Below are 13,139 nucleotides of genomic sequence, written 5' to 3' on the forward strand. Positions count from 1 at the left end.
AAATTATATTGAATTAGAAATGAGTTACATCGTGTGGGTGGGTTTGTCAGAATCAAGACGACCGGCTAGCAAGTTTTCAATTTTATTTTTAGTTTGACCATTATCCTGATCGCTAAACTGAATACCGATGCCGGCGCGCTTATTACCCTGAGAACCAATTGGTGTGATCCAGACAACTTTACCAGCAATGGGCAATTTTTCTGGCTCATCAATGATGGCAAGCAGCATGAAAACATCATCGCCTAAGTTATATTCTTTATTGGTTTGAATAAAGATACCGCCATTCTCAAGGAACGGCATATAGGCTTTGTAGAGATCTTCTTTGTCTTCGACATGAATGGTTAATATGCCGGGACCGGTTCTTTCTATCCGCATCGGGTAACTGCCTTAATCATGAAAGTCTTAATAACCATCAACCAGTTTATAATAAAATTAACCTAATGACTTGTATTTACTGGCAATTTGGGTGACAAAAATCAATAAGCTTTGCCACGATGCCATTAGATTAACGGGACTTTTTTGCTTAATCAACCGTTGTAGCTCATTTATTTTCTCGAGCAACATCAACCAGCCCTGACCATTTATCGCTTTTGACAAGGTCACTAACTCCTGTTTTTGTTGAGCAAAAAGCAATTCGGCCTGATCACCGGCCTGCTGAATTAAGAGAACATCGCGCACCATTAACTGCATCCAGAATGCCACATCCGCAAGCTCTTCATGCCAGAACTGAGCCATTTGTACAGGGCTTTGGTTGCCTTGGACCAAATCAGTCATCTGTACAATAAACTCGGCATATTTGAGTGTATCACCATTAACTCCAAAGTCTTCGGCTTTATAGGGTGCCTGTGGGAACAGGTTTAGAGCAGCTTCAAGAGCCTGGGTCATATGCCCTTGTCGTTCCGTTAGCCATTCTTTGACTTGCTTATGATCGTCTACGCTAAGTGATAATAATTGTGCTCGACTACGTATGGTCGGTGGTACTCCCTGCAACTGTGAGGTTTGAAGAATCAGCAACGTATTATCCTGTGGTTCTTCAAGGGTTTTCAGCAGTGCATTGAACGAGCTGGCGTTCATAGCCTGAACATTGGCAATATTGGCAACTTTCCAGCCGCCCTGATGTGAAGATTCCTGCATTGAAACAATCAACTCACGGACCTGGCCGACTGATATTTGCGTTTTATCCTGCTCAACATCAAGAAGATGATAATCAGGATGATTACCGGCCTCAAATAAAAAACAACTTTTACATTCACCACAGGCTTCCTGTTGGCGATTGAGGCATAACAACCACTGCGCCAAACTTTCGGCGAAGGTTTCGCGTCCAATACCCTCTGGCCCCATTAAAAGAATGGCATGAGGTAATGAACCCTGCTGAAACTGATCCTGTACTCGCTTAAATTGACTTTGATTCCAAACTTCAACTTGCGTCATAGCACAGAATCCTGCTGTTGATAGAACTGAATGAGAACCTGTTCAATTTGCTGCTGAACCTCTTCCAGGCTACCTCTAGCATCAACAACCTTGACTCGCTGGGGCTCTTGCTCGGCAATTTGTAAATATCCACGGCGAACCTGCTCGAAAAACCCTATCTTTTCTTCTTCAAAGCGATCCACCGGTCCACGCTCCTGAGCACGAGAAAGACCAATCTCCACAGGCAAATCAAGCAGAATCGTCAAGTCAGGCTTGAAGCCTTCAAGGACCCACTGATCAAGTTCAACTAATTTCTCAAGGCCTAATGCCCTGCCTGCGCCTTGATAGGCAAAACTGGCATCACTGAAACGATCACACAAAACCCACTGGCCCCGCTCAAGCGCTGGTTTGATTTTCTGGCTAACATGCTGTGCGCGTGCTGCGTACATCAACAACAACTCACTTTTTGCATCAACCTGTTCATCACGCTTAGATAAAAGCAGTTCACGGATCTCTTCTGCGAATGGCGTTCCACCCGGTTCACGCGTATGCAGCAACGAAATATTCTTTGCCTCGAACCAAGCTTTGATAAAAGCAATGTTAGTGGACTTTCCAACGCCCTCAGTGCCCTCAATGGTGATAAATTTGCCTGTTTGCTTATTAGTCATAATTTCCATTGATCACTATCGGTTTAATTGATACTTACGAACTGCGCGATTGTGTTCTTCGAGAGTCTTACTGAAGTGGTGACTGCCATCACCTTTTGCCACAAAATATAAAGTGTCACCGGGCTTGGGGTTCAGTGCCGCCTGAATAGCTTCCCGTCCAACCATAGCAATCGGTGTTGGTGGCAAGCCTCTGTGTACATAGGTATTCCAAGGGTGAGGATTTCGAATATCATTGCGTCGGATATTGCCATCAAACTCAGGTAATAAGCCGTAAATAATGGTTGGATCCGTCTGCAGTAGCATATTCTTTGCCATACGGCGTACAAACACACCGGAAATTTCAGGACGTTCGGCCGGTACGGCGGTTTCCTTTTCTATAATCGACGCCATAATCAAGGCTTGATAAGGTGTCTCATATGGCAGGCCGTCAGCCCGACCAGACCATTCTTGGTCTAAGATAGTCAGCAGCCGATCGTGCGCACGCTTAAGAATATCAAGGTCGGAGTCGCCTTTAATGAATTGATAAGTGTCAGCATAAAACATGCCTTCTGGGTGCGACTGCCCAACAAATTGCATAGACCTAAAGATATCAGCATATTCCTTCTCATAGTTAAGCTCATGCACCAAGTCTGGATTTGCCTGCAATGCAACCAGCAACTCGTAAATATTGGAGCCTTCAATCACTGAAAACTGGTACTTGATGACATCCCCTGCAACTAGCTTCTGTAACACATCAACTGCTGTCATATCTGGAGTAATTTTGTAATTACCCGCTTTAATCGAACGTAGCTCAGGTTTCAACTTGAGCAGTAATTGGTAATAGTAAAATTGCTCAATAACGTCTTGTTTCTGCCATTTACGACCAAGACTATAGGCACTTGTGCCCTTCTCAACATCAAGCTCTTGTTCAAGACCCAATGGCTGTTGTATAAATTCCTGGAAGCCATTCCATAAATACCAGGTAATACCGGAAAAAATGAGAACCAGCAAAATAAAGAAAGTCAGAATTGGTTTTTTCATCAATACTCTTTTAAATCATTTATTGTAATAGGAGTTATTGTTTGCACTCTGAGAATGCAGACTGTCGATAGCTATGAGCTAATTCCTGCCAACCAGTAAATAGCTCATAATGAGTTGCCCCAATGGCGCACACTGGAATAATACCGACTATTGCATTAGATACCAAGCAGTAGCGAGCTGTAGCCATGTCTTTGTGCGTAATATCGCTCTCTACAAAGTAATGCTGGTTATTTAACAACCAACGCCGAACTGTGCCATTAACTCCTGCCAAGTCTAACTTTGGTGTTTGCCACTGCTCATTAAGATAAAAATAGATATTCGATTTAGTGCCGCATATCACCTTGTCATTAAGACTCATAATGCCATCAAAGCAATTTGCAGATATTTCCTCGGCAGCTAAGACCTCGGCAAGACGGTTGCAGTGCTTTATCCCCGCTAGCATAGGATTTAAGCTCGGTGGCGTTGAACACAAAGACAAACTGACACCAGAGTCAAAGGTAGTCGATGTGTTAATGGGCGCCCAGCTCAAGATACGCTGCACATCTGGAGAAGCAGGCGCTTTATAACCTCTTACCCCAGAGCCTCGACTAATGGTCAATCGGACAACACCATCCACTGATTGCGTAATGTCCGACTGTTCTTGAACGAAAGCCTGCAACTCCTCTTCAATGAGTGTTAAATCTGGAGAAGGAAAACCAAGCCTGCGAGCACTTTCGATCAACCGTTCGCTATGTAACATCCAGTGCTCGACACGCCCATCAGTAATTTTAATCGTCGTGAAGAAGCTATCACCATACAGTAAACCTCGATCATCAATTGCAACCTTATGATAAGGCGAACCATTGAGCCAGGTATTGTTAGATGACTTATTGATATCTTTAGAATTCATCAAAGCATTCTAATGCAAAAACAAACAAGATACAGCGCAAATTTATGGGCATTTATTTAAAACCCGGACAACAAAAAGGCCCTCAATTGAGAGCCTTTGTTAAGTCTAGAACTACTTATTACAACTTACTAAATATCAACGTGCCATTGGTACCACCAAAACCGAACGAGTTACAGATCGTATTATCAATCTTAGCTTCTCGGGCTGTATGTGGTACGTAATCAAGATCACAACCTTCGCTTGGATGGTCCAGATTGATTGTTGGCGGTGCCACTTGGTCACGGATTGCCAAGACGCTGAAGATTGCCTCAACTGCCCCGGCAGCACCAAGCAAGTGACCGGTCATAGACTTCGTTGAGCTGACCATGACTTTACGTGCTGACTCACCAAAAACGGTTTTGACAGCATTAGTTTCAGCCAGGTCGCCAGCCGGTGTTGAAGTACCATGAGCGTTTATGTATTGAATATCTTCAGGGTTAAGGTTGGCATCCTGCAGTGCATTGTGCATGGCGCTTGCAGCGCCTTCACCGTCAGCGGGTGGCGAAGTAATGTGGAAAGCATCAGCGCTCATGCCAAAGCCTGTTAACTCAGCATAAATCTTTGCGCCACGTGCTTTAGCATGTTCGTACTCTTCCAATACCATAACGCCAGCACCGTCACCCATGACAAAACCATCACGGTCTTTATCCCAGGGACGAGACGCAGCATGAGGCTCATCGTTACGAGTTGATAATGCTTTTGCCGCTGCAAAACCACCGATTGAGACAGGTGTTGAACCTTTTTCGGCACCGCCGGCCAACATTGCATCTGCGTCACCATAAGCGATCATACGAGCAGCATGACCAATTGAGTGAACACCAGTAGTACAAGCGGTAACGATTGAAATATTCGGACCCTTTAGACCATATCGAATCGATAGGTGACCCGAAATCATATTAATAATTGAGCCAGGGATGAAAAATGGTGAAATTCGACGAGGACCACGCTCGTGATTAAGCAACGTCGTTTCTTCTATGGTAGTCATACCACCAATACCAGCACCAACACAGGCACCAATACGATGAGCGTTTTGCTCATTGACTTCAAGACCAGAGTCTTCCCAGGCCTGAGCACCTGCAACAATACCGTACTGGATGAAGATATCCATTTTACGGGCATCTTTCTTTTCAAGAATAGGCTCTGCTTCAAAATTTTTAACCGAACAGACAAATCGAGTACTTAAATTGCTGGCATCAAAGTCCTCGATCATATTAGCACCGCTTTTCGATGCCAAAATGCCGTCCCATGAATCTTTAATGTTGTTACCAAGCGGGCTTAACATGCCCAAACCTGTAACTACAACTCTACGTTTACTCAAGGAAATTACCTCTCGCTAAGTATACAGTTATCAGTTCTTATTAAGCCTTAATACTTAAAGCTTATCAGAACAATTCTTCAGCCGTTGACTGGGTGCGTGCCCAATTTCTGATCTTATAAAAACACAAATGGGCAAAATACTTTCGTATTTTACCCATTTTAGATTCGCTAATTATTACGAATAGATTGCAGACGAGTTAAATTACGCGTCAACATTCGCCTTAATGTAGTCAATAGCGGCTTGAACTGTGTTGATTTTCTCAGCTTCTTCGTCTGGAATCTCAGTATCAAACTCTTCTTCAAGAGCCATAACCAATTCAACGGTATCCAATGAATCCGCACCTAAATCATCAACAAAAGAAGCTTCAGCAGTCACTTCTTCTTCTTTAACACCTAATTGCTCAACAACGATGTTCTTTACGCGTTCTTCGATAGTACTCATCTGTTTTAAATCCTCGTATATATCACAGTATTATACTGCGTCGGTAGTTTAGTTAACTCCAGCAAAGTTGCAAGCCTAAATTGACTTTTTTAGCAAAGGTCAGACCTGCATCAAATTTTGCATAATAGCAGAATTGGCCGGCATTTTAATATGATAAATCATGAATTTAAAGCGGTTATCAGTCCTGTAACTCAAATAGCTCTCAGATTGAAACAACCGTTTAAACCATATGCATGCCACCATTTACATTAATTGTTTCGCCAGTTATGTATCCAGCGTCATCGGACGCCAGGAAGTTTACGGCACTTGCAATTTCTTCAGGCTGACCTAGTCGAGCCATTGGGATCTGATCAAACATCGTCTGGCGTTGTTCGTCATTTAGGGCCTTAGTCATATCAGTATCGATAAAACCCGGAGCAACAACGTTCACGGTTATGCCACGAGATCCAACTTCTCTGGCCAACGACTTAGAGAAACCAATTAAACCAGCTTTAGCTGCTGAATAATTGGCTTGCCCCGCATTTCCCATGGTACCTACAACAGAACCGATGGTAATAATACGACCCCACTTTGACTTCATCATGCTGCGAAGACAGGCTTTAGAAAGACGGAAGATTGAGGTCAGGTTAGTATTTAAAATGCTTTCCCACTCATCATCTTTCATGCGCATTAATAAGTTATCGCGAGTGATACCAGCGTTGTTCACAAGGATGTCAGGTGTACGACCATATTCACCTTTGATGGCATCCAACACACTTTCAATACTTTCTGGATCAGTAACATTAAGCGCCATGCCAGTGCCATTCAGACCGGCAGCTTTAAAATTCTCAGTTATTTTCTCAGCACCACTTTCAGAGGTAGCGGTTCCAATAACCGTAGCACCTGACTGTGCTAAACGGTGAGCAATGGCCTGCCCAATGCCACGACTAGCGCCAGTTACTAATGCAATTTTATCATTCAAACTCATATCTTTATCCTTTCAAACTCTTTCTAGTTATTGCTGTTTTATTCCGAAAGTGCAGCTTCAAATTTGTCTAGAGTACCGAGTGGTGAAGCGTTCAATTCGCGATCAATTCGCTTTGCTAATCCACAAAGAACATTACCCGGACCACACTCAAACAAGTTTAGCGCATCTTCAGATTTTAATTTTTGTACGGTTTCAGTCCAACGCACAGGACTATATAACTGACGAATTAATGCATCTTTAATGGCTTTTGGCTCAGTTTCTGTAGCCACATCAACATTATTAATCACTGGGATGACAGGTGTATTAATATTGATGCTTTCAAGCATGTGAGCAAGTTTATCAGCAGCTGGGCGCATTAAGGCACAATGTGACGGAACGCTGACAGGTAACGGCAAAGCACGCTTTGCACCAGCCGTTTTACATGCTTCCATAGCACGCTCAACAGCCGCAGCACTACCAGCAATAACGACCTGACCTGGAGAATTATAGTTAACCGCTTCAACTACTTCGTCCTGAGCGGCAACCGCACAGGCATCACGCACTTTTTCATCGTCCAGACCAATAATCGCGGCCATCTTACCGGTTCCTTCAGGAACCGCTAATTGCATGAACTGACCACGTGCTTCTACTAGTTTAACTGCGTCAGACAAATCAATAACGCCTGCAGCGACCAAAGCACTATATTCACCCAGGCTATGACCAGCCAGAAAAGCAGGCTCTGAGCCACCCTCCTGTTGCCACAAACGCCACAAGGCAACACTCGCCGTCAATAAAGCTGGCTGAGTGAACTCGGTCTGGTTCAACTTACCCTCTTCATCCTTTTGCACCAACTGCCAAAGGTCATAGCCTAAAGCCTCAGATGCTTCAGCAAATGTGTGTTCAATGATTGGATACTTATCTGCAAGATCTGCAAGCATACCAACAGCTTGCGACCCCTGACCTGGAAATATAAATGCTGTTTTACTCATGATTAAATCTTTTTATTCAATAAGTTATCTGATTTATTTAAAGCCAATTCTGATAAAGAATCGGCAGCGATTTATTATTAAAGCCATTTAAAGTATGGCTTTTATAGCAAAAGCGGTACCCAAGGGGCAGCCCCTGCGTCACGACGCACCCTACAAGTGATACTGAAACTCAGCACTATCGAAAAAGAGCTAGACAATGCTGAGGCGAGGCATCAACTTTTTAAATATGACTACCTGCAACTCTTCTCTTTAAAGGGCGAGGCTAAGCTGATACGCGGCATAAACCATCGCAAAACAGGGAGTTGAGCTTTTCTTAAATGACCTGTTTTAAGATGGTTTATAACAAAGTATTAGCGACGAATCGCCCTTTAAATTAATAACGTATAAGGGCAGAACCCCAAGTAAACCCACCCCCAAAACTCTCCAACAAGCACACATCACCACGCTTAATGCGACCATCTTCAATCGCTTCACACATAGCTAAAGGAATGGAAGCGCTTGACGTATTACCATGGCGATCAACCGCTACAACGACTTTATCCATAGATGCACCGAGTTTCTTGGCTGTTGCCTGAATAATACGGATATTGGCCTGATGTGGAATTAACCAATCAATATCTTCTTTTTGCATATTGTTGGCTTCCAGAGTTTCATCTACGATCTGGCTTAGGGTTTTTACGGCTACTTTGAATACTTCATTGCCACGCATAACGATTTGTGGCTCTGGAAACTCACCCAACTGCCCTCTTAGACCGTTGTTACAGTACAGAAGATCACCATAGCCACCGTCTGCGTGAATATGGGTAGACAGAATACCCGGCTCGTCACTGCCAGTGACAACCGCCGCACCGGCACCATCACCAAAAATGACACAGGTTGAACGATCATCCCAGTTGACCAGACGCGACAAAACCTCTGTACCTACGACTAGCACGTTCTTACGATGGCCGGTTTTGATAAATTGATCGGCGATACTTAGGCCATAAACAAAGCCAGGGCATGCAGTTGTAATATCAAATGCTGGTACGCCGCCGATGCCTAAGGCATGACCGATATAGCAGGCAACGCTTGGAAACATTTTGTCGGGTGTTGCTGTACCGACAACGATCATATCGATTTCGCTGGCATCGATACCTGAGTTTTCGATGGCCTTTTTTGCTGCTTCGAAACCCAAATCCGAAGCCGACTGGTCATCAGCAGCGATATGACGCTTTTTGATACCAGTTCTTTCGGTAATCCACTTGTCTGTGGTATCGACCATCTTTTCAAGGTCAGCGTTTGTTAACACCTTCTCCGGCAAATAACTGCCCATACCAAGAATTTTTGAATATTTCACACTTACTACCCTTTAATCATTCACCGGATATTAATCTACAAATTGCTTATTTACTGACTTGTGAGAAAAAATCCACATGAGTATCAACAAAACATTACGACCATCTGGCACTATTGAACTTTCGAGTTAAAACTAGTGTTCAACTGGTAGTACTAAATGGCTTACTTTATTTTGGATTTCCTGAGGAACTTGACGTTCAATCTCAGAAATCGCTTTATTAATTGCACACAAAGTCGCTTTGATATCAGCGGAACCATGACTCTTGATCACAATTTCGCGTAATCCTAACAGACTTGCCCCATTATACTGGTCGGGGTTGATGCGTTTTTGAAAACTTTTTAAGACGGGTTTAACCATAGCCGCAATCAGCTTGCTTCGCCAATTACGAGTAAACTCAACCTTCAGTTGATCATACAGGAAACGAGTAATGCCTTCACAGGCTTTAAGGACATTATTACCGGTAAAACCATCACAAACTATAACATCCACATCGCCATTAAATATCTGATTTGCTTCCACATAACCCACATAATTGATTTCAGCCTGCTTGCTTAGGATATCGCCAGCCAATTTAATGCTGTCCCGTCCTTTACTTTGCTCTTCACCGATATTGAGTAAGGCGACCTTGGGGTTATCTTTGCCATCAACTGCCTGACACATGACATGCCCCATCATGGCAAAACTTGTCAATTGCTCAGCACTGGCATCAATATTTGCGCCTAGATCAAGCATATGAGTGACTGTATTCTTTTTATTGGGAAGTTCGGCAACAATCGCTGGTCGTTCAACACCTGGCAGCGTTCCCACAAGAATGGTCGCCAAAGCCATTAAAGCACCGGTGTTACCAGCACTGACACAAGCATCAGCAACATTGTCGCAAACCAGCTGTAAGCTGACGCGCATACTAGAATCGGATTTATTACGAATAGCCTGAGACGGTTTTTCGTCCATAGCAATCACTTCGGACGCATGCCGAATACGCAAGCGGTCACCGAAGATATCAAATGCACTGGGATTGAACTGAGAAACCTGTTTTTTGACCTGCTCTTGATGGCCAACCAGGTAAATGGTGATGTCGGAATGGATTTCCAGCGCTTTTAATGCGGCTGGAATAATAACTGAGGGGCCATAATCGCCCCCCATACAATCTATCGCTAGAGTTTTAGTCACGGTAACAGGTCAACATCATTTGTTTGTTAACGGTAAATTTATCATTGTTTTAGCCAGCTTTGAAACCAGCAATCAACAATAAATCGTTTCGGACCAAACACTAATCTTTTTATAGAGCCTTGAAAAGCCTCTAAAAAAGAATTAAACGACTTTACGACCTTTGTAGAAACCGTCTTTAGTCACGTGGTGACGACGATGAATTTCACCAGTTTCGTTTTCAACTGATAAAGTTGGTGCGCTCAAAGAGTCGTGCGAGCGACGCATGCCACGCTTAGAGCGAGTTTTGCGATTCTGTTGTACAGCCATTAGCGTTCTCCTGCTTAATCAAACTTTAAATCTTTTAAGGCATTAAAAGGATTATCCTTTTCTGCCTGCTCAATTGCTTCTTCTGGAAGCTCACCTGCCTGATAAGTTTCCAGCTCTTTACACTCACCATATAAAGGAATGAGTGGTAGCGATAAAATCAGCTCATCTTCTACAGCTGATTTTATATCTAATCCGTCTTCTCCAACAAGCACCGGCTCAACGTCTTCTGGGACATTAGCCATTTGCTCTTCCGAATACACCGGACGCAAAGTTGCCTGTCGGTCAAGTTTGAACATAAAAGGTTCAGTACAGCCCTGACATACTAATTCGACTTCACCAGTGAGAGCCACATGCAGTGAAGTTGTACGAGTATCTTTAACCCTTTCACCATTGATTTTGCAGTGAATTTCGCCTTTTGAAGAGTTCAACAATTGGCGAAACCGCTCGAAATAATCAATCTCAAGGGTGGCATCTATTTCTTTGCCCTGATCCACAAACTTATTGGGACTGAGCGATGCCGGGAACCTGCGACTTGACATAGGCGCGCAATAATACATATATCTTGTGGTCTAGTCAAAGCAAACCCGCTATTTTTAAGCAAATTTTGCCTATTTGATTGCTTTTTTAGCCAATTCTTACACAATTGCCCCTAAGCAACTGATTCTCTGATAAAAACTGGGATAAAAAAGGCTGATTAATATGCCACAACCACACATTATACTCGCCTCCTCCTCGCCATACCGAAAAGAGCTGCTAGGCCGTATTCTTGAGGATTTCGACGCGGTACCGCCTGATATTGACGAAACGCCTTTTCCTGACGAAGAACCAATAGAACTGGTGGCGCGCTTGGCTCAGCAGAAAGCACTCGCAATCGCAGTCAATCATCCAGAAGCACTGGTCATTGGCTCGGATCAGGTCTGTGTCCTCAATAACCAAATACTAGGCAAGCCAGGCACCATGGATAAAGCCATAGAACAGCTCAAGGCATGTTCAGGCCAGACCGTTACCTTCTACACCTCACTATGCGTCACCAGCGCCAACGAAACAGCCCAAAACACCACAGTTGTCGCTACCAAGGTCCAATTCAGACAATTAGCCGAAACAGAAATCATCAGCTACCTTGAAAAAGAACAACCACTTGACTGCGCTGGCTCCTTCAAATGCGAAGGATTAGGAATTGTTTTATTTGAAGCGATAGAATCAAAAGACCCAACAGCTTTGATCGGATTACCTTTGATAGCTTTGTCAACAAAGCTAAGAGAACTTGGGGTTAAGCTTATTTAAGACCCTACTTTTAATTCCTCTTAGGCAATGCATGTATTCACTACATATCTTCATAGAGTTGATACTTTATAATATTTGATTCCATAAAATCTTCAGCTCGATCTAGTAACAAATAAACATGGCCTTCCAGTTCCACTTGCTTAAACTTTATATCAGCCTTAATAAGCTCCTCCTTATAGTTTTCAAGGAGTTTACTGTTTATCGTCTGAGTCCTCTCTGCAGGTATAATCTTCTGTATACTCTCGTTATAAATCTTTTCAAATTGAGGCATCATTTCCTTATCTACTAGAATGATATTATTGTCTTCTTGAATGTAATCGATACTCTTACCTTTCAAATTTTCAAGAACCATTTCAGTAATAATCGGATCACCAAGGTCTATCTTTATAAAGGCTTTTTCGCCAGCCTGACTAATGCCCACCATAAATAACAAACAGCAGAATAATAATTTCATTAAACTTTTACCTCGATTAATATTTTTTTTATACACTAAATTGTCTTTCACGAATAACAGTAACCCACTACCAGATCTGCTTCCATCTAACCAAAATAATACTGAATCTGATCAACCAAACTGCGGCAGGACTGCAAATAGGAGTTGCCAAACAAATTGTAGTGGTTGAGGTAGTGATAAAGATTGTAGATGACCTTTTTCTGTGGGTAAACACTGGTTCTTGGGTAAACTTCATCATAGGCTTGATAGAAGCCTTCACTAAAACCACCAAACATTTCGGTCATGGCCAGATCCACTTCGCGGTCACCGTAATAGACAGCGGGATCGATTAACCAAGGGCCTTGCTCGTCAAATAGAACATTGCCTGACCATAAGTCACCGTGAACCAGACTTGGATGAATGCAGTGGCGATTGAGCCAGGTTTCCAGTAAATCCTGTCGTTCAAGAATTGGTACTTCCAGTAACTTTTTAACTTTTGGATCTTTTATTAAGTTTGTTTGATACAGCAGCCGCTGTTTAACGAAAAATTGCCCCCAGTGATCGAATTGGCCATTTACCTGCGGATTAAGCCCAATATAGTTATCATCTTCGAGTCCATAATAACTGGCTTTTACTTTATGCAGGTGTGCAAGCCCTTTACCCAGCTGCTCCATTAACTGTGGATTCCAACTTGAACTATTCACTTTCTGCAAGACTAGCTGCTCATCAGAAACCGATTCTATTTTGGGAATATTAAGGTGCGGGACTTGATGCTCTTGAATGGTCTGGCGTAACAGTTCCAGCCCTTTTGCTTCCTGTAAAAGGTGGTCATTGAATTGTGAACTGTTACTTTTATGGAACATGGAATCTTATAGTCTCTGGGTTAAAGC

General features: G+C 43.1%; 16 protein-coding genes. 1 reads left to right on the forward strand and 15 read right to left on the reverse strand.

From position 1 onward, the window contains the following. Positions 1–24: 24 nt before the first annotated feature. From B158_RS0108735 to B158_RS0108795, 13 genes are all read right to left on the reverse strand, one after another. A complete protein-coding gene (locus B158_RS0108735) occupies positions 25–375 on the reverse strand; it encodes a PilZ domain-containing protein (protein WP_018624994.1) in 351 nt (116 codons plus the stop codon). A 57-nt stretch (positions 376–432) separates the two neighbouring features. Next, the gene (holB, locus tag B158_RS0108740) at positions 433–1,431 is read right to left on the reverse strand and encodes a DNA polymerase III subunit delta' (RefSeq protein ID WP_018624995.1); all 999 of its coding nucleotides are present in this window, start codon (positions 1,429–1,431) and stop codon (positions 433–435) included. After that, positions 1,428–2,078 (reverse strand): dTMP kinase, encoded by a 651-nt coding sequence (gene tmk, locus B158_RS0108745; protein ID WP_033413884.1) that lies wholly within the window; start codon positions 2,076–2,078, stop codon positions 1,428–1,430. Before tmk ends, holB begins: the two co-directional genes overlap by 4 nt. A gap of 15 nt (positions 2,079–2,093) precedes the next feature. Then, positions 2,094–3,098, reverse strand: coding sequence for an endolytic transglycosylase MltG (mltG, locus tag B158_RS0108750; protein WP_018624997.1), 1,005 nt, complete (start codon positions 3,096–3,098; stop codon positions 2,094–2,096). A 34-nt stretch (positions 3,099–3,132) separates the two neighbouring features. Further along, a complete protein-coding gene (pabC, locus tag B158_RS0108755; protein ID WP_018624998.1) occupies positions 3,133–3,987 on the reverse strand; it encodes an aminodeoxychorismate lyase in 855 nt (284 codons plus the stop codon). Positions 3,988–4,105: 118 nt separating this feature from the next. Next, entirely contained in the window at positions 4,106–5,344 is a 1,239-nt protein-coding gene (gene fabF, locus B158_RS0108760; RefSeq protein ID WP_026309333.1) for a beta-ketoacyl-ACP synthase II, read from the reverse strand. A 201-nt stretch (positions 5,345–5,545) separates the two neighbouring features. Then, positions 5,546–5,785 (reverse strand): acyl carrier protein, encoded by a 240-nt coding sequence (gene acpP / locus B158_RS0108765; protein ID WP_012801122.1) that lies wholly within the window; start codon positions 5,783–5,785, stop codon positions 5,546–5,548. Positions 5,786–6,005: 220 nt separating this feature from the next. Further along, entirely contained in the window at positions 6,006–6,752 is a 747-nt protein-coding gene (gene fabG / locus B158_RS0108770) for a 3-oxoacyl-ACP reductase FabG (protein ID WP_018625000.1), read from the reverse strand. Positions 6,753–6,790: 38 nt separating this feature from the next. Then, positions 6,791–7,720 (reverse strand): ACP S-malonyltransferase, encoded by a 930-nt coding sequence (fabD, locus tag B158_RS0108775; protein WP_018625001.1) that lies wholly within the window; start codon positions 7,718–7,720, stop codon positions 6,791–6,793. A 373-nt stretch (positions 7,721–8,093) separates the two neighbouring features. Continuing rightward, positions 8,094–9,056, reverse strand: a complete 963-nt coding sequence (locus B158_RS0108780; protein WP_018625002.1) for a beta-ketoacyl-ACP synthase III — start codon at positions 9,054–9,056, stop codon at positions 8,094–8,096. 132 nt (positions 9,057–9,188) lie between these two features. After that, positions 9,189–10,226, reverse strand: a complete 1,038-nt coding sequence (gene plsX, locus B158_RS0108785) for a phosphate acyltransferase PlsX (protein WP_026309334.1) — start codon at positions 10,224–10,226, stop codon at positions 9,189–9,191. A gap of 141 nt (positions 10,227–10,367) precedes the next feature. Continuing rightward, positions 10,368–10,532, reverse strand: coding sequence for a 50S ribosomal protein L32 (gene rpmF, locus B158_RS0108790; RefSeq protein WP_018625004.1), 165 nt, complete (start codon positions 10,530–10,532; stop codon positions 10,368–10,370). A 14-nt stretch (positions 10,533–10,546) separates the two neighbouring features. Next, entirely contained in the window at positions 10,547–11,071 is a 525-nt protein-coding gene (locus B158_RS0108795; protein ID WP_018625005.1) for a YceD family protein, read from the reverse strand. Between the two features lie 154 nt (positions 11,072–11,225). On the opposite strand from B158_RS0108795, the gene B158_RS0108800 reads away from it, so the two are divergent. Next, on the forward strand, positions 11,226–11,816 hold the full coding sequence (locus B158_RS0108800; protein WP_407635765.1) for a Maf family protein: 591 nt from the start codon (positions 11,226–11,228) through the stop codon (positions 11,814–11,816). Positions 11,817–11,856: 40 nt separating this feature from the next. On the opposite strand, the gene B158_RS0108805 is transcribed toward B158_RS0108800, so the two are convergent. After that, positions 11,857–12,270: a hypothetical protein gene (locus tag B158_RS0108805; protein ID WP_018625007.1), complete on the reverse strand. Its 414-nt coding sequence runs from the start codon at positions 12,268–12,270 to the stop codon at positions 11,857–11,859. Positions 12,271–12,356: 86 nt separating this feature from the next. Then, on the reverse strand, positions 12,357–13,112 hold the full coding sequence (locus tag B158_RS0108810) for a fructosamine kinase family protein (RefSeq protein ID WP_018625008.1): 756 nt from the start codon (positions 13,110–13,112) through the stop codon (positions 12,357–12,359). Positions 13,113–13,139 lie beyond the last annotated feature (27 nt).

It is taken from the genome of Kangiella aquimarina DSM 16071 (genome assembly GCF_000374105.1).
GTDB classification, from domain to species: Bacteria; Pseudomonadota; Gammaproteobacteria; order Enterobacterales; family Kangiellaceae; genus Kangiella; species Kangiella aquimarina.